This window comes from Pseudomonas sp. KH_046_2, from assembly GCF_057838985.1.
In genome coordinates this window covers 732,557-748,766 of sequence record NZ_CM174480.1, presented here as the reverse complement: position 1 = coordinate 748,766, position 16,210 = coordinate 732,557, and the positions used below count along the sequence as shown (strand labels likewise).

Below are 16,210 nucleotides of genomic sequence, written 5' to 3'. Positions count from 1 at the left end.
AATACGCATTAACACTAAAGTATTAACCGTTTCGTTGACGTCATAAAACAGGTCGTTTTATCGCAACCTTGCACTTCCTTTAGATATTTCCCCCACGCTAATGGCATTTTGCTTTACCTGCGCTACCGTCAAATAGCGAAATAGTTCCATGTTCATAGCTGCCTGATTGCGAAGTTGTCTCGTTGGACTTGACGGGGTTTGCGCAGCAGGAAAGGGAGAGCCTTCATGAACAGCCGTGTCACTCTGGGCCTCGCCGGATTGTTTCTGGTCGGCGCCATCATTACCGGTTACTGGGGACTCACATTGAGTCGTCAACCGGCCCCCGAGGCCGTTGCCCAATCCACCATCAACACACCGTTCGCCATTGCACAGCTGCCTGTGTCGGCAAATGACCCGACCCGCCATCCCGTGGTCGTGCTGGTGAACGATGTCGCGTCGTATACGCCGATCACCGCCGCCGATGTCGTCCTGGAACAGTTGCACACCGTCCCCGCCGGCAGCCTGACCAGCCTCGACCAGGCGATTGGCCGCACCCCTTGGCGCGCCCTCACCGCCGGGAGCTGGCTCAACGATGAAAGCTTCGAAGCCGGCAGCAAGCTGTCGCGGATGATCCGCCCCAATGAGCGCGCCCTGGCAGTCGCCACGGATGAAGTGGTCATTGTCGGCGGGCAACTGACACCGGGCGACTATGTCGATGTGCTGCTGTTCCTGCGCATGGACACCCTCAACCCTCAGCCAACCGCCCAACTCGTGGTGCCGGCCTTGCGGGTGCTCGGGGTCGGCGAGCAGTTGGGGTTGACCAACGACGGCCAGCCTTCCGGCCCGGCGCGCAACGCCGAGGAAAAACTCAAACAGGATCAATCCCGCGCCGCGGCCCGGACCGTGTTGCTCGCCGTTCCTGAACAACTGGTGAGCCGCCTGATGCTCGCGACCCAGGCCGGCGTGCTGCGCCTGGCCGTACGTAGCGCCGATGAAAAACGCCTGGCGCGCTACTGGGCCGGCGAAAGCAGCTCTGCCGCCAACCTGACCAATGCCAACCGCGAGTTATTGCAATTCAGCCAGCTGGCCATGACTGCGCCACCCAAACCCGTTCCCAGCCTTGGTGTCGCGTCGCGCAAAACCAGCGTGGAAGTCATTCGCGGCAACGAAGTCACTCAACAAACCCCCTGAATCGAACAAGGACGCCTTTCCATGCGCAGACGTTTTACGTCGTTGTTCAATGGCTCGATCCGGGGTGCTTTGCTCGGCGGCCTGCCAGCCAGTGCGGTATCACGTAGCGGGTTATCGCAATGAGCCAGAACCTGAGTCAAACCTTCCTCGCGATCACACGCAACAGCACCGACCTGGAATGGCTGCAAGGTGCCCTTGCGCCCTTGGGCCAGGTGATCAGCGCCGGTGGCGGCAGCCTCGACGAACTGTTGGCATTGGTGGACGTGACCTGCGCCAGCCTGGTGTTCATTGGCCTGGACCGCGACCACGTGGTCACCCAAAGCGCGCTGATCGAAGGCGCGCTGGAAGCCAAACCGATGCTGGCGATCGTCGCGCTGGGCGACGGCATGGACAACCAGCTTGTACTCAATGCGATGCGTGCCGGGGCCAGGGATTTCGTGGCCTATGGTTCACGCGCCAGTGAAGTCGCGGGGCTGGTGCGGCGCCTGAGCAAACGCTTGCCCGCGGTCGCGCCGAACACGCACCTGGGCCGCCTGACTGTGCTGTATGGCGTGCAGAGCAGCGCCGACGGCGCATTGCTGGCCACCCACATGGCGCAAGTGGTGCAAAAAAGCGGTCAGCACACGCTGCTGCTGGACCTTGGATTACCCCGGGGCGATAGCCTGGCGCTGCTGGGCCTTGAAAGTTCGTTTCATTTCGGCGATGCATTGCGCCACTTGCGACGCCTGGACGCGACGCTGATCGACAGCGCCTTCACCAGTTGCGAAGCCGGGTTGCGCATCCTCGCCTACGCCAGCGGCGATGAACCGCTGGAGCACACCAGCGCCGCCGAGCTTTACATGTTGCTCAGTGCCCTGCGCCAGCACTTCCAGCACATCGTGGTCAACCTCACGGGTCAACCCGACAGCGAAGCGCTGCGCACCTTCGTCAGCCATTGCGACAAACTGCTGTGGTACACCGACCAGAATGTGCTCGACTGCCGCCGCAACCTCACGGTGCTCAACTTGTGGCGCGAAAAAGGCATGAAGCTCGATCACGCCAAATTGCTCGTGGACCGCTACCTGCGCAGCGTCGCACCGGACTCCGACACCCTGGGCAAGACGTTCGGCCTGGAGATCATCGCCACCCTCGCCTACAGTCCGGAAGTGCGGCTCAACGCCAAGAACCAGGGCCTGACACTGTTCGAACTGGCCCCACGCGAGGGTCTCACCCAGAGCCTGCGCGCCCTCGGTGAGCACCTGGCCAAGCATTCCGAAGGCCTGGTCAAACCCAAGACCGGCTGGTTCAACCGCTTGAGGGGCGCACAATGAGCAGTGAAAAACTCTTTGGCTCACCCCAGCGCGGCGCGGTCGGCAATACCGACCACGAAGGCCTGAAACTGGTGCTGCACCGCTACATCATCGACGCCATCGAAGAGTCGGGGAAAAACCTGCTGGAGGGTTCGCGCCAGGCGCTGTCGCAGTTCGTGATCGACAAGGTGGCCGAGTACATCGCGCGTTTGCACCTGGCGATTTCCCGCTATGAAATGGAGCGTCTGGCCGAAGAGATCGTCGACGAACTCACCGGTTTCGGCCCGTTGGAAGTACTGCTGCGCGACACGGCGGTGACCGAGATTCTGGTCAACGGTCCGCACCGGGTATTTGTCGAACGCGAAGGCGTGCTGCATCTGAGTGACTTGCGCTTTATCGATTCGCACCACGTCGAACGCGTCATGCAACGAATTCTCGCGCCCCTGGGTCGACGTCTCGATGAATCTTCGCCTATGGTCGACGCGCGCCTGCCGGACGGCAGCCGGGTCAATGCCATCATCCCGCCGATAGCCCTCGATGGCCCGTGCCTGTCGATCCGAAAATTCCGCCAGGACATGCTCAAAAGCTCCGACCTGATGGCGATGCAAACCATCGATCACGCGATCTACGAATTCATTCAGGAAGCCGTGGGCAAACGCTGCAACATCCTGATCAGCGGCGGCACCGGCACCGGCAAGACCACGCTGCTGAACATTCTCAGCCAGTTGATCAACCCTCACGAACGACTGGTCACCATCGAAGACGTCGCCGAACTGCAACTGGGCCACCCTCACGTCGTGCGCCTGGAAACCCGTCCACCGAATGCCGAAGGCCATGGCGAGGTGAAAGCCAGCGACCTGATTCGCAACGCCCTGCGGATGCGCCCGGACCGGATCATCCTCGGCGAAATTCGCGGAGTCGAAGTGGTCGATGTGTTGACCGCCATGAACACCGGCCACGACGGTTCGATGAGTACCGTACACGCCAACAACGCCCAGGATGCGTTGCTGCGCCTGGAGACCCTGGTGGGCTTGACCGGCCGCAGCATTGCCGAGCGCACTCTGCGGCAAATGATCTGCGCGGCACTCGACGTGGTCATCCAGCTCACGCGCATGCCCGACGGGCGCCGTTGCGTCAGTGAAGTGGTGGAAGTCGTCGGTGTGCGCGACGACGTGTATGTCACCAACACGCTTTTCCGTTTCGACCGCCACACCGGATTCGGTTTCCTGCGCGAAGCCGTGAACCCGGCTGGCGACAAATTGCGCCGGGACTCGGCGCTGTCTCCCTCGGCGTACTGAGGCCACGGCATGCTCAAACCGGCGCTGCTCATCCTCGTTTGCCTGATCTTTCTCGGTCTGGCGCTGCGCCTGCTCTATAGCGGTTTGCGCCAGACCGGCAACGAACGGATTCTGGGACGCCTGAGTCAGGGGCAACCGCTGCGGGTCGTGCAGAAGTCGTCATGGGCGGGACTTGAGCGGGCGTTCCTGCGCGCCGGACTCGGACGCCCCACCGAACGCCTGGGCCAATGGCTGGTGTTCTGGATACTCGGGGTGCTGCCGGGAATTGCCCTGGGGGGCTGGGTCGGCGCGCTGCTGGCGCTGCTGGTGCCTCCGGTGGCGGTACGACTGTTCATCAGCTGGCGTTATCAGCGTCGCCTCAGTCGCATGATCGAACAGTTGCCGATGCTGCTCGACCATGCCGTGCGCAGCCTGAAGTCCGGGCGGACCCTGGCCGATGCCGTGCTCGGTGCCATCGATGCCGCCGAAGACCCGCTGAAAAATGCCATGGGCCGGATTCAGCGCAATGTGCTACTGGGGGTCAGCCTGGCAGACGCCGCTTCGGACTTCGCCGAGCTGTACGAGAAAGACGAACTGCGCCTGCTCGCACTCGGCTTGAAGGTCAACCACCGCTACGGCGGCAATGCCAGTGAGCTGCTGGAAAACCTGATCAAGATGATCCGCGAACGCGAGCAAGCGGCTCGCCAGCTGAAGGCCATGACCGGCGAAACCCGTATCACTGCTGTGGTCCTGGCCTTGCTGCCGGTCTCGGTCGCTGGCTACTTTTTACTCACCAATCCGACCTACCTGCTTTACATGTGGCACGACAGCTCGGGGCAAACGATGCTGGCGAGTGCCTTCGGATTTCAGGTGTTCGGATGCCTGGCGCTTTGGCGCATGTTGCGTAGCCTATGAATATGAAGATGCTCTTGCTGGTGAGCGCGCTGCTGCTTTTCGGGGCAGCACTGTTGTTGCTCAGCGCCTTGCTGGACCAAAGCCGACGAGCACGCCAGGTAGCCCAGCGACTGGATGGCAAGGCGCCGGGTGATAGCCACCTCACCTTACTGCTGCAGGCCCTGGGCGCCAGTCGGCTGGGGCAGCAGTCGGTCAAAATGGACAACGAAACCCAGGCCCTGCTCAACCGCCTGGGCTGGCGCAGTGTACGCCAGCGCTCACTGTTCGCCGCCTTGCAGGTGGGCGTGCCGGTGTTGGCACTGACCTTGTGCCTGCTGATCCAGGGACTTTTCTACCCGAATGTGGAGAACCACTGGATCGCCCCGATGCTCGCCACCAGCGCCGGCTATCTACTGCCCAAACGCTGGCTGGCCGCAGCTGCACAACGCCGGCAAAAACAACTCGCCACCGAGACCTCGACCTTCATTGCGCTGCTGCGCACCCTGTTCGAATCCGGCATGGCGGTGGAGCAATCCCTGCGTGTGCTGAGCCAGGAGGGCAGACTATTGCTGCCCGCCCTGACCCATGAACTACGCCTGATTCTGACCCGCGTCGATTCCGGCCTGGAACTGGGCGAAGAGCTGAACAAGACCACCCGCTTGCTTGCGGTAGACGAGTTCACCGACACCTGCGTGATCCTTCAACAATTGATCCATCAGGGTGGCGGCGCGATGAAGTCCCTGCTGGCGCTCAAACAATTGCTCGACGACCGGCGCCTGACGCGCCTGCAGGAATACATCTCCAAGATGTCCGCCAAAATGTCCGTCGTGATGATGCTGTTTCTCTTCCCGGCGTTGTTGATCGTCCTGGCCGGCCCGGGCTTCACGGCCCTGGCCCGGTCCTTTGGTCACTAATCCTGCGGATCGAGATTATCCAGCGCCCGATTCACCGCCAGCTCACCCAGCATGATCACCTGCGCAATACCCAGCATCGTATTGCACTGCGAGCCCTGCAAAAACCCCGCGAAATCACTCGCCATCACACTCGCCGACGCCAGTGATTCACAGGCGTGGGCCAGCAGGGTCTCGGTGTCGATGTCCGGGGTGACGACGAACATCGTGCCGGGCTTGTGGGGGACAGGTTGCCTGGGGGGATTTGGGGTGGGTTTGATCATGGTGAAGCTCCAAGTATGAAATGGAGCTGCCACTGATCGCCGCGACAGCAATCAAGGGTGGCAGCTGTACGCGGGGTCGCGGACCGAGCTACTTGGAAACCCGGCATACCCGAAGGTATCCCGCGCACAGCCACCATTACATCAAACGACAAGCACCGAAGCGCTCCGGTTTGAGCCGGTGGATTATGCACCAAGTAGACTAAAAGGTCGCGACAGCCCGGTCACTGATTTTGCAGCGACCGACAAAGGCTAGAGATCGCGCTTCCGACGGACAACCTGAAAAGCGTGTCGGAGAATTCCTAGGGATCCGAGGAAAACTACACAGGAATCTGTTGGCTGGAAGGACGTCATCGCGGGCAAGCCCGCTCCCACAGGGTCGAGGTACATCCGCCAGATTCAGGTCGGCTGGCAGGCCGCCTTCGCGAGCAAGCCCGCTCCCACAGGGTCGAGGTACATCTGTCAGATTCAGGTCGGCCGGCAGGCCGCCTTCGCGAGCAGGCTCGCTCCCACAGAAGAGCAAAGGCAGGTCGGCGTACACCAACGCTCTTCACCACTCATCAGGCCGAGCGTTAGCTCGCCTGCAGCTTTTGATCTTGATCCACCCGCCCCCTCGGAAGGCTGAGTGGAGGTGTTCATCCGGGGACTGGCGCGCAGCGCCGTTCGACGCAGTCGAACTCATTGCATGTAGGTCGAAGCGAAGCCGACCGGAGGGCAATGCCCCCGGATGAATACCGTAGCGAAGGAACGCCGAGCCTAAGCGAGGGGCCGTACGTAAGGGGCGAGACCTTTGGTTACTTTGGGGCGTTTGCCAAAGTGACCCGCTGTAAGAGCGGAACCGTAAGCAGCCGTTACCGCAGGAATGGATATGTACTCAACTCAAACCACCAGCATGGTCGGCCCAGAGGCCGCCAAGACTCAATGCGCCGTAACCCGCTGCCGCCCCACGGAACCACTGGGCGACAAGGCCAACGCCAACTGCGTCCGATTATGCATATGCGTCAACCGCAACACCTGCGACACATACAACTTCACCGTATTCTCGGTAATCCCCAACTCACAGGCAATCTGATAATTGGTCTGCCCCTTGCCCACCAACCGCGCCACCTCCAGCTGCCGCGGAGACAGCTGATGGAAAATCGCCGGAACCTCCACCGCATCAGTATCAGCGACACCCCGGTCACCGGCGTCGGCATGCGGACCGCGCCGAACCTTGTCCAGGTCCTGGTAAAGATCATCGATCGACTCTGACAAATACTGCAGCTTCTGATTCAAATGCCCCAACTGCAGATTCTTGTGCCTCTCCTGCAAGGCCACTTCCTGCCGCTGCAAACCTTCGAACAACTCATCCAGATCGATCGGCTTCTGGTAATAGTCGGCAACGCCAGCGCGCAGGGCCTTGATTACGTCCTGTTTGTCGGCACACCCGGTGAGCATGATCGCCTCGAACGCCCGGTGCTTGCCCGATAGCCGTTGCAGTTCCTGCATCAGCTCAATACCGTCCATGCCGGGTATGTGCAAGTCCAGCAGCACCAGACCGATATCGAGGTCTTCGTTGAAACGCTCGATCGCCTGATAGCCCGATTCGCAGGGAACACAACGGTAACCTTTGCCCTCCAGAAATTCGCAAAGCTCTTCAACGATCAATGGCGCATCGTCGACCACAAGGACTTTTACTGCCGAAGTAAACTTGCTCACGAGCAACTCCCTGTCAGGTCAAAGGTTGACCCGTCCCTCACCAACAGCCAGCGGCTGTACGACTTCTGTCTGAAAAGTAGACGTAGTTTCCAGCTATGTACACAAAAGGGTCGACTAGTGGAGCCAGGCAAATGTCAGCATCAGCCCTACCAGCACGAAGGGTGCAAATGGCTGCTTCCTTGACAGTTCAGGTGCCATATAAAAAAGATGGGTTCTAAACCCTTGACTCATATGAAGCCAGACTCTTGGCGCCAGCAGAAGCCAGAAAACGCTGGCCAATCCGGCGCCAATAAACGTGCCGAGCACATGCATACCGTCCGTCGCAAGACCCAGGGCGGCCATGAGTTTCACGTCTGCGCCGCCCATTCGCTTCATGGTGTAGCCCGGTAGCGTGAAGGCCAGGGCCAACAAAAAAGCCCAGCCGCCCTGTTGCGCCTCGGCCCCCAGCCAGGTCGTGCCGCTCCAAAGCAGCCACGCCAGGGCCAGGGCACCGACACCCAGGGTCAGGCCATTGGCGATGTGCCGTTGCCGGGCATCCTGTGCGGCGCAAAGCGCCAGCCAGATCAATAGGACAAAGCTCTGCATTCGGTAAAAAACGTCCGTTTTGGCTGAATGATTCTATGCTGACATTACTCAGTGTTGGTCAGGGTAGACGCACTCATGAAAGCCAGCCTCCCCCACAAACAAAAAGGCGCCGCCGCGATTGAGTTCGCCCTGGTGTTCATCATTTTTTTTGGCGTGTTCTACGGCATCATCAGCTACAGCCTGCCGCTGCTGTTGATGCAGTCATTCAACCAGTCGACCGCCGAAGCCGTGCGCCGCAGCGTGGCGCTGGACCCGGCCACCCCCGGCTACAGCGCCGCACTGATCGCCCGCGCCACGACGGAGCTGACCACGCAAACGGCCTGGATAGCGCCGGCCCTGAATTTCAATGTCGCCACTGATGCCACCGTCACTTACGTGGGCGGGTTGCTGACAGTCCGCATCAGTTACCCCACCAATAAAATCAGCGCCGTCATCCCGTTCCTGAACCTGCCCGGCATCGGTCGGGTGCCCAATCTGCCGCCGACCCTCACGGCCAGTGCGAGCCTGCAATTTTGAGTGCCGGAGATAAATTGTTCGGGCGCCTGCTCCACCGCCATCCGCCGCCTCCACCGGAGCCGCCGGAGGCACTGCGGGTGCACAGTTTCGGCTTGCAGATGCAGCTCAATGCCGAGGGGCGTGTCGTTCAATCGAGCGGTCCGCTGCGGCACTTGCTGGCCCAACACCCCCCCAGCGCACAGGCACCGCACCTGCTCGACTTCCTGTTGCCCCACAGCAGCCTCGCCATCGAAGGCTCGCCGGCGGACTGGCAGGGACAAACCCTGGACCTGGACTTCTGCAGCCTCAACGGTCCTCCGCTGCATTTGCGCGGCTGGGTGCAACCCTTGGCCGATGCCTGGCTGTTGCAGATGCTGGACATCGGCGACTTGCTGCTCGAACGCCGGCAATCACGTAACCGCGAACAGTGCCAGGTGCTGGCGATGCAAATCGCCGGACAATTGCGCCTGTGCAGCCTGACTCGCCTGCCCGAGGTGCTGGCCGAACAACTGCAAAACCTGGCCCAGCGCTTTCAGATTCCGTGCATTGCCCTGGCCTTGCTCGATGAGCAGGAACAGGGATGGCAAATTTACCAGCACTACGCGGCCCTCGATGCACCGCAACTTTGGCAAAACGATCAACGCCTGGGCACGGGGCTGGACAGTTTGAGCGGCTCGGCACCGCAGCACCTGACCCCGCGCGAGCACCCGCGCCTGCAAGGCACATTCGGTAATACCGATGGCTTCGCCGTGCCTTATCACGATGCACAAGGGGTGGTCGCCTGGTTGCTGTGCGGCTTCTACACGGCGCAACAACGCGCACCCGATGTCACGGAACGCGACTGGCTGCAAATCACCGCCGCGCTCGCCAGCCCCTTGCTCGAGCGCCTGCGCGAGCACCGGCATCATTTGCAACTGGAACGCCTGGAGTCGCTGCAAGCCTTGCTGGGAACCGGCTGGTGGGAAGTCTTCAGCGACAGCGACGAGGTTCTGCTGGCACCTTCGCTGACCACGACCCTGAACCTTGGGACGTCGCGTTTATCCATGCAGGACTGGCTCAATCAGGTGTATCCCGCCGACCGCGAAGAGCTGCGCATCTGCCTGCAAGACTTGCAGGAGACAGGCACTCCCCTGCTGCTGTGCGTGCGCCTGTATCGCCAATACGGTGCGCTCGAACCCATCTGGTATCGCCTGCAGGGCCAAGCCCTGGGCGCGGGGAAAAACCGTCGGTTGGTGGGGTTCATGCTCGACATCAGCGACATCAAGAACCAGGAGCAGAGCGCCGCCGCCGCCCATGCCCGCCTAGACAATCTGATCGCCAGCTCTCCGGCGGTGATTTACGTACAGCGCTATGTCGAAGGCGCCTTGCAACCGGTGTTCTTCAGCGACAGCCTGCTGCCGCTGCTCGGCTGGACTCTCGCCGACTGCGCACCCGGGGCGTTGGTGGAGCGGGTGCATCCCGACGACCGCCTGCAGTATTTCGAGCGCACGCGGCTGTTGCTGCGTGAAGGCTCGGTGCGCGCCCGCTATCGGTTGCGTGACAGTCGCGGCGACTATCACTGGCTGCTGGATGAAGCGAAGTTGTTGCGCGACGATCTCGGCTTGCCGGTGGAAGCCGTGGGCCTTTGGCTGGACATCACCGAAGCGACCCTGGCCACCGAACAGGTCAGGCAGAGTGAAGAACGCTACCGGATTCTGGTGGAAGACTCGCCGGCGATGATCTGCCGCTACCAGCCGGACCTGACCCTGACCTTCGGCAACCGCCCGTTGGCCACCTATCTTGAATTGGCGCCCGAACAATTGCCTGGGGTGAATCTGGGCAACTGGATGTCCGGGGAACAGCGCGAGGCATTCACCCGACGGCTGAACCAGTTGAGCCCCGAGTTCCCGGTCAGCACCGCCGAGATCAACCTGCAACTGCCCGGCCGCGAACACGCCTGGTGGGTCTGGTCCGATCGCGGGGTGTTCGATGAACAGGGCCGGTTGCTCGAGGTCCAGGCCGTGGGGCGCGACAACACCGAGGTGCGGCGCTCGCAGCAGCAGCTCACACAAAGCGCGAAAATGGCCACTCTCGGTGAAATGACCACCGGCCTGGCCCATGAAATCAACCAGCCACTGAACGTGATGCGCATGGCCATCGTCAACGTACTCAAGCGCCTCAACAACGGCGACGTGCAGGTCGATTACTTGATCGACAAGCTCACCCGCATCGACACCCAGGTGCAGCGCGCCGCGCGGGTGGTGGACCACATGCGGGTGTTCGGCCGTCGTTCGGAGGTCGAGCAGCAACCGTTCAACCCGGCCCTGGCCATCGAAGGCACCCTGTCGCTGTTGTCCGAGGGGATGCGCGGCAAAGGCGTCGACCTGCGCATCAGCGAACCCGGGGTTGAAGTGCAGGTGCGCGGCTACGTCGATCAACTTGAACAGGTGCTGATCAACCTGATGGTCAACGCCCGGGATGCACTGCTCGGCAAGCGCGAGACCGCCCCTGATTTCAAACCGTGGATTTCGGTGTACGCCGAACGGGATACACACTCGGTACGCCTGTGGGTCGAGGACAACGGCGGCGGTATCGACCCGCGTTTGCTGGAGCGGATTTTCGAGCCGTTCTTCACCACCAAACCCGTCGGCGTGGGCACGGGTTTGGGCTTGTCGGTGAGTTACGGCATCGTCGAGAACATGGGCGGAAAACTGAGCGTGCAAAACGCCACCGAGGGCGCGCGTTTCTGCATCGAACTGCCGATTGTGACGCCGGACTAGATCACCAGCGTCGCTCGACCCGAGTGACAACTGAGGTTGGCACCCACCTCGACTTTGTTCAGGTCGATCCCCAGGCTCGCCAGCAACGTATTGATCAGCGTATCCAGTAACGGGCTGAGTACCGTATTGATCGCATTGACCAACGCAGTCGTGACATCACTCAAAATACTGCCCAAGCCACCCACGATGCTGCCCGACGGCCCATACATGTTCACGCCGAGGTTACTCACGGTGGTGCTCAGGCTGTTGACGATATTGGTCGTGGTAAATGCGTAGTAAAACGGTGGCTGATTGATCTCCGGCAAGTTGGCAGGCGCCGGCGCGGAATAGACGTGGGGGATGTTGGCATTTTGCGCAACCGCGGTGTTGACCATGATATCGATGCTACCGCCAACGCCGGGCTGATGGTTGTAACAGGTTGGCGGCAAGATCAGCAGCCGCTGGCAGGTCTGCACGCCGATATCGATGACCTTCAGGGGATTGACGTGGTTGCTGGGTGGAGCAGTGGGCGAGCCAAACACATCGGCGGGGTCGATCTGCCCGATCTTCAATCCGATCAGTGTGGTGGTGGTGCTGGTCGTCAGGCTTTTATTCGTCGTACTTACACAACTGTAAGCCGTGACATAACTCCAGGCACCGGCCGCCTCCAGGGCCACGTCGATCCGTATCGGTGGTGGCAACAGCTTGATTTCCGGCGTGTCGCAGGGCACGAGCAACGCGCAGGTCAATGCGTTGACGACGCCCACCAGGTCCCAATCAAACAATGAGTTCAGAATGTTGGCCAGGGGTGCAGCGAGATCGATGACGGCGTTGACCAGAGGCGTGATGGCATCCAGCACGGGCAGGTTGATCGACAACAATGTCTTGACCTGAGCCGTGCGTACATAGATGCGGTCGGGGCCCAAAGGGGCCAATGCCGCGTTTTTTGGATTACCGATTGCCGACAGTCGCGGCGGCTCCATCACCTGCACCCGTGCATTGATTTGCGCCAGGCCCGCGATGTTGATCGGCAAGGTCGCGACCAAGGCATTCTTCTTGTTGGCCAGTTGCACAAACCCTTCGATCAGATCGTAGGCCTTGAGATTCACGGCAAGGGTCGAGATGTCGGTGCCACTTTCAACATGCAACATATTACCCAGCACAACGGACGTCGTACCCGCTGCCACCTTCAACGCTTGTAGGCTGACAATGGTTGCCGATGCTCCAAGTGTGCCGTTGGGGTCCAGTACGTTGATGGCGGTCTGGATCAACTGGCTGACATTGATCGTATTACCCAGTACCTGGTCGTAGCCGCCCGCAGTCAGGCCGAGGTCGATTTTCAACCGGTTGAGGTAGCCGAGCAGGCTGATGTCGGTGTTGACCAAACCGTTCCAGCCCGCCGCACTGATACTGACGTTGCCTCCCAGCAACCCCCCGAAAAGCAGGCTGGTAATGGCGGCCTTGCTGGTATCGAAGGTCAGGGCCGCACTGCGGATCGTCAATGAAGCCACGGGAGGCGGCAGCGCAGCGACCGCCGTAGCGCTCAGTATCAGCGTTGAGCCCGCCGGTGCACCACCGACCAACGCGCCGATGCCGCCGGCAATACTCTGTTGCACGACATGGCTGGCGATAACCCGGATAGCCTCGCTTTTGCTTGGGTCTGCACCGAATACCCGAAGGTTGTTGGCATCCAGAGTCAGCGCACCACACGCCACAGCCAGTGCGCGCCCGGTGGAGGGAATGGCGAAACCGTTTCGTTGCGCGCTGGCCGTGGCATAGGTGTTCGCGGTTGAGCCACCGGAGCAGTCTCCACCCCTTGTGGCCGCCTCAAGTGCGGCCATGTCAGCCACGCGCTGCAAACTGCGTTTTTCCAGGTACAGCCTGCCGGTATCGACCACCAACAACATGAATGCCAAAGCCAAAGTCAGGGTCAACGCGGCCATCAATCCGATCGCCCCCCGTTGCCGGGCCGGACCGCGAAACTGCAGGCGGGGAGACATGGCGCACTCCTTTGCCGGCGCACTGCCGGGCGCAACCTCCGTTGGTGACAAGCAGTGTAGACAAGGGTGGCCGAGACTGCTGGCAACTTGCCATCGCAGATAATAAAAACCCCTGTGGGAAGCACAGGGGTTGGGAGACTGGCTGATTCTAGGAGGCGTGCGGTGGATAGTTGGCCAATATCCGCGTGACCGTTTCCCAGATGGCATCGCGACGATCCGTCGGGTTCGGCGTGCGGCTGAGTATCTGCTCGTCACTGCCGCGCCACACCAGTTTGCCGTCCTTGCCATCGAGCAGGTCGATCTGGATGGTCGCCACTTTGTAGCTGATGTTGCGGGTTTCGTTATACATGGGGGCGCCGTAGTAGCCATACCACGGGTTACCCCAGCCGCCGCCGTAATTGGTGGTCACCTGTTGTTGCCGCTCTTCGACAATCAGGTAGGTCTGCACATTCAAATCGCCCTTGGCGCCTGCGGCGGCCGGGCGCAGACCGCGCTGATCCAGTTGATCGGCAACCGCCTGACGGATGCGCTGTTCGGTCAGGTCGCTCTTGATCCGTGGATCGTCGGGACGGTATTGCAGGGCGGGCTCTTTCCAGGTCCAGCTGCGATAGGCAGCAAAGTCGCGGCTGGCGTCGAAGTCATGATTGACCTGGTTGGCGGCGCAGGCACTGAGCAGCGCGGCCACTGCCAGTAAAACAAAACGGCGGAACATGATGAGTCTCCGGTTGAAGGCATGGTCCTGCGCAATGCTTCTTATTCTACAAGAAGCTAACTGGGAGGATACGCCGACATTGCCTTTTCCACAGCCTCCCGTATGGCATCGGCCCGCTCGCTTTCGCTGCCCCGGTTGCCGGTTTCAGCGCTGGCGCTCCACACCGGCTGGCCGCTCCTGGCGTCAAACATATCCACCTGAACCACCACGACTTGCTCCTGATAGGTACGAACGATCGGTACGGTGGCGTACCCGCCATATCCAGGGCCGTAGCCGTTGTAGCCACCATACCCGCCGCCGTAATAGTCGTCCTGAACCTGACGCAAACGGGTTTCCATCCGCAGGTCGGCGCTGACGAACAGGTCAGCCGGGCTATTGTCGTGCAGCGGGCGCAAGCCGCGTTGATCCAGCGCATTGCTGACCGCTTCGGCGATCTGCGCCGAGTCGGCCCAGGCGGTGCCCGGTGGCAGATGCCCGTCAAGCCAGGCCCAACTGCGGTAGCGCCCATAGTCACGCGGCGCTGCCGGGTAAGCACTGCGGTCAAAGGTCTTGGCGGCTTGGGGCGGTGCCGGTGGCAAAGGATTGGACGTAGCGACATAGGGGTTGCTGCCCTGACAGGCCGCCAGCCCCAGGCAGAACACCAGTACACCTGAATGACTTTTCATTGCGTGCTCCGATCAGACAGGCCGACAGATCCAGTGCAAGTAACGCCCAAGCCCGGCAAAACTCGGATGACGACGGTGGGCCAGTTCCATTTCCAGCAGATCCGCCAACTCGGCGCGGGCCTGGAATTCCACCGGCATGTAATCGTGGAAAACCCGCACGCCACTCATGGTTTCGACCTGCCACAGACCTTCAAGTTGCGCCGCCAGCTCGCGCGGATCAAGGGGCTGTTGCGGGGTCAGGCTCTGCTTTTCACCGGCCATGTCGTTCTTGCGCATCTTGCGGAAATGGCCCTTGAGCAAGTTGCGATAAATCAGCGCGTCGCGGTTGTAGAACGCCAGGGACAGCCAGCCATCCGGCTTGGTCAATTGATGCAGCACCGGCAGGATGGCATGGGGTTCGGCCAGCCATTCCAGCACGGCGTGGCACAGCACCAGGTCGTAGGGTTCGGTGAGCTGCCCGAGCAGCTCCTGCCAGGGCGCCTGAATGAATGTCGCGCTCTGCCCGGCTTCGGCAAAGCGCTGGCGGGCGCCTTCGAGCATCGGCTCGGCAGGCTCGGCGAGGGTCACCTGATGACCACGCTGGGCCAGCCACAGCGACATGTGGCCAAGGCCGGCACCGATATCCAGCACGCGCAGCGGGCGGTCGGGCAGGATTTCGGCCAGATCGGCCTGCAACACCGCCAGACGGATCGCCCCTTTGGCACCACCGTAGATTTTTTCGGCGAAACGGGTCGCCAGTTGATCGAAATGACGGTCGCTCATCAGTTGAACCTCCGTTCGCTGTCCGCCAGTTTGCTGCGCACCACGGCATCCATATCCAGACCCAGTTCGCTGCACAACAGCAGCAGATAAAGCACGATGTCACCGACTTCCTGCCCGGCATGGGCGAGTTTGTCCGCCGGCAACTGCCGTGACTGGTCTTCGGTCAGCCACTGGAAAATTTCCACCAGCTCGGACATTTCCACGCTCGCGGCCATGGCCAGGTTTTTCGGGCTGTGAAATTGCTGCCAGTCATTGCGGTCACGGATGGCGTGCAGGCGTTCGGTCAGTTCAACAAGGTTCATCGGGCTCTCCTGAAGGCGTATAGCTTCGGGGGGATCACAGGTGAAGGCAAGGGGCAGAAGATGCATGCTCTGTGTGCAACCCTCTATGCTTGTGGGAACTCGGCAGCATGATCGACAGCCCAAGACTCAATTCTCTTTAATCAGGACGTTCACTCCATGCAGGTAGAAGGTTTTTCCGAATGGCTCGGCCAGGTACTCGGCTCGATCATCCGCTTCATCGTTGATGGCCTCAGCGGGCTGTTCAATCTGTTGAGCAACGCCAGCAGCAATTTTGTCGAAGGCCTGTCCCAGGCGCTGGGCATGGATACCTCGGTCATCAGCATCGTGACCTTGATCCTGGGGCTGATCCTGCTGTGGTCGGCGATCCGCGCCTTTCTCAATGCGTCGTTCATCATGGGTTTCATCTGGTTGGTGCTGGGGCTTTGGTTGCTCAGCTGGATCATCCACTGACA

16 protein-coding genes are annotated in these 16,210 nt (G+C 61.0%); 8 read left to right on the top strand and 8 right to left on the bottom strand.

Going from position 1 to position 16,210, the window contains the following annotated elements; all coding sequences use genetic code 11:
• Positions 1 to 225 precede the first annotated feature (225 nt).
• The 5 genes from cpaB (at position 226) to AC3IX1_RS03335 (ending at position 5,544) form a co-directional block, all read left to right on the top strand.
• Entirely contained in the window at positions 226 to 1,170 is a 945-nt protein-coding gene (cpaB, locus tag AC3IX1_RS03355) for a Flp pilus assembly protein CpaB (protein WP_489387132.1), read from the top strand.
• 119 nt (positions 1,171 to 1,289) lie between these two features.
• A complete protein-coding gene (locus AC3IX1_RS03350; RefSeq protein WP_489387131.1) occupies positions 1,290 to 2,480 on the top strand; it encodes a CpaE/TadZ family protein in 1,191 nt (396 codons plus the stop codon).
• Positions 2,477 to 3,757, top strand: coding sequence for a TadA family conjugal transfer-associated ATPase (locus AC3IX1_RS03345; RefSeq protein WP_489387130.1), 1,281 nt, complete (start codon positions 2,477 to 2,479; stop codon positions 3,755 to 3,757). Before AC3IX1_RS03350 ends, AC3IX1_RS03345 begins: the two co-directional genes overlap by 4 nt.
• 9 nt (positions 3,758 to 3,766) lie before the next feature.
• Positions 3,767 to 4,651 carry a type II secretion system F family protein gene (locus tag AC3IX1_RS03340; RefSeq protein WP_489387129.1) on the top strand — a complete coding sequence of 295 codons (885 nt, stop codon included), beginning with the start codon at positions 3,767 to 3,769 and terminating at the stop codon, positions 4,649 to 4,651.
• Between the two features lie 2 nt (positions 4,652 to 4,653).
• Positions 4,654 to 5,544 (top strand): type II secretion system F family protein, encoded by an 891-nt coding sequence (locus tag AC3IX1_RS03335; RefSeq protein ID WP_489388682.1) that lies wholly within the window; start codon positions 4,654 to 4,656, stop codon positions 5,542 to 5,544.
• On the opposite strand, the gene AC3IX1_RS03330 is transcribed toward AC3IX1_RS03335, so the two are convergent.
• The 3 genes from AC3IX1_RS03330 to AC3IX1_RS03320 all read right to left on the bottom strand — a co-directional run bounded on the left by AC3IX1_RS03330 (position 5,541) and on the right by AC3IX1_RS03320 (position 8,084).
• Positions 5,541 to 5,804, bottom strand: coding sequence for a DUF6124 family protein (locus AC3IX1_RS03330; protein ID WP_489387128.1), 264 nt, complete (start codon positions 5,802 to 5,804; stop codon positions 5,541 to 5,543). The genes AC3IX1_RS03335 and AC3IX1_RS03330 overlap by 4 nt on opposite strands.
• A gap of 915 nt (positions 5,805 to 6,719) precedes the next feature.
• Entirely contained in the window at positions 6,720 to 7,499 is a 780-nt protein-coding gene (locus AC3IX1_RS03325; RefSeq protein WP_489387127.1) for a response regulator transcription factor, read from the bottom strand.
• Positions 7,500 to 7,613: 114 nt separating this feature from the next.
• Positions 7,614 to 8,084, bottom strand: coding sequence for a prepilin peptidase (locus AC3IX1_RS03320; protein WP_489387126.1), 471 nt, complete (start codon positions 8,082 to 8,084; stop codon positions 7,614 to 7,616).
• Positions 8,085 to 8,159: 75 nt separating this feature from the next.
• On the opposite strand from AC3IX1_RS03320, the gene AC3IX1_RS03315 reads away from it, so the two are divergent.
• Together AC3IX1_RS03315 and AC3IX1_RS03310 are read left to right on the top strand one after the other, a co-directional pair.
• Positions 8,160 to 8,600, top strand: coding sequence for a TadE/TadG family type IV pilus assembly protein (locus AC3IX1_RS03315; protein WP_489387125.1), 441 nt, complete (start codon positions 8,160 to 8,162; stop codon positions 8,598 to 8,600).
• Positions 8,597 to 11,338, top strand: a complete 2,742-nt coding sequence (locus AC3IX1_RS03310) for a PAS domain-containing sensor histidine kinase (RefSeq protein WP_489387124.1) — start codon at positions 8,597 to 8,599, stop codon at positions 11,336 to 11,338. Before AC3IX1_RS03315 ends, AC3IX1_RS03310 begins: the two co-directional genes overlap by 4 nt.
• On the opposite strand, the gene AC3IX1_RS03305 is transcribed toward AC3IX1_RS03310, so the two are convergent.
• The 5 genes from AC3IX1_RS03305 to AC3IX1_RS03285 form a co-directional block, all read right to left on the bottom strand.
• Positions 11,335 to 13,317, bottom strand: a complete 1,983-nt coding sequence (locus tag AC3IX1_RS03305) for a pilus assembly protein TadG-related protein (protein ID WP_489387123.1) — start codon at positions 13,315 to 13,317, stop codon at positions 11,335 to 11,337. The genes AC3IX1_RS03310 and AC3IX1_RS03305 overlap by 4 nt on opposite strands.
• A 148-nt stretch (positions 13,318 to 13,465) precedes the next feature.
• A complete protein-coding gene (locus tag AC3IX1_RS03300; RefSeq protein WP_489387122.1) occupies positions 13,466 to 14,029 on the bottom strand; it encodes a DUF4136 domain-containing protein in 564 nt (187 codons plus the stop codon).
• 56 nt (positions 14,030 to 14,085) lie between these two features.
• A complete protein-coding gene (locus tag AC3IX1_RS03295) occupies positions 14,086 to 14,694 on the bottom strand; it encodes a DUF4136 domain-containing protein (RefSeq protein ID WP_489387121.1) in 609 nt (202 codons plus the stop codon).
• A 12-nt stretch (positions 14,695 to 14,706) separates the two neighbouring features.
• Complete coding sequence (locus AC3IX1_RS03290) at positions 14,707 to 15,456, bottom strand: methyltransferase domain-containing protein (protein WP_489387120.1); 750 nt, start codon at positions 15,454 to 15,456, stop codon at positions 14,707 to 14,709.
• Complete coding sequence (locus tag AC3IX1_RS03285; RefSeq protein ID WP_489387119.1) at positions 15,456 to 15,758, bottom strand: MazG-like family protein; 303 nt, start codon at positions 15,756 to 15,758, stop codon at positions 15,456 to 15,458. The genes AC3IX1_RS03290 and AC3IX1_RS03285 overlap by 1 nt, the downstream gene beginning before the upstream one ends.
• 156 nt (positions 15,759 to 15,914) lie before the next feature.
• Between AC3IX1_RS03285 and AC3IX1_RS03280 the strand changes: the two genes are divergently transcribed.
• Entirely contained in the window at positions 15,915 to 16,208 is a 294-nt protein-coding gene (locus AC3IX1_RS03280; protein ID WP_489387118.1) for a hypothetical protein, read from the top strand.
• Positions 16,209 to 16,210: the final 2 nt, after the last annotated feature.

Coding starts and splice junctions, on each gene's coding strand:
- cpaB (WP_489387132.1), top strand. CDS start 226: ATGAACAGCCGTGTCACTCTGGGCCTCGCCGGATTGTTTCTGGTCGGC.
- AC3IX1_RS03350 (WP_489387131.1), top strand. CDS start 1,290: ATGAGCCAGAACCTGAGTCAAACCTTCCTCGCGATCACACGCAACAGC.
- AC3IX1_RS03345 (WP_489387130.1), top strand. CDS start 2,477: ATGAGCAGTGAAAAACTCTTTGGCTCACCCCAGCGCGGCGCGGTCGGC.
- AC3IX1_RS03340 (WP_489387129.1), top strand. CDS start 3,767: ATGCTCAAACCGGCGCTGCTCATCCTCGTTTGCCTGATCTTTCTCGGT.
- AC3IX1_RS03335 (WP_489388682.1), top strand. CDS start 4,654: ATGAAGATGCTCTTGCTGGTGAGCGCGCTGCTGCTTTTCGGGGCAGCA.
- AC3IX1_RS03330 (WP_489387128.1), bottom strand. CDS start 5,804: ATGATCAAACCCACCCCAAATCCCCCCAGGCAACCTGTCCCCCACAAG.
- AC3IX1_RS03320 (WP_489387126.1), bottom strand. CDS start 8,084: ATGCAGAGCTTTGTCCTATTGATCTGGCTGGCGCTTTGCGCCGCACAG.
- AC3IX1_RS03315 (WP_489387125.1), top strand. CDS start 8,160: ATGAAAGCCAGCCTCCCCCACAAACAAAAAGGCGCCGCCGCGATTGAG.
- AC3IX1_RS03305 (WP_489387123.1), bottom strand. CDS start 13,317: ATGTCTCCCCGCCTGCAGTTTCGCGGTCCGGCCCGGCAACGGGGGGCG.
- AC3IX1_RS03300 (WP_489387122.1), bottom strand. CDS start 14,029: ATGTTCCGCCGTTTTGTTTTACTGGCAGTGGCCGCGCTGCTCAGTGCC.
- AC3IX1_RS03295 (WP_489387121.1), bottom strand. CDS start 14,694: ATGAAAAGTCATTCAGGTGTACTGGTGTTCTGCCTGGGGCTGGCGGCC.
- AC3IX1_RS03290 (WP_489387120.1), bottom strand. CDS start 15,456: ATGAGCGACCGTCATTTCGATCAACTGGCGACCCGTTTCGCCGAAAAA.
- AC3IX1_RS03285 (WP_489387119.1), bottom strand. CDS start 15,758: ATGAACCTTGTTGAACTGACCGAACGCCTGCACGCCATCCGTGACCGC.
- AC3IX1_RS03280 (WP_489387118.1), top strand. CDS start 15,915: ATGCAGGTAGAAGGTTTTTCCGAATGGCTCGGCCAGGTACTCGGCTCG.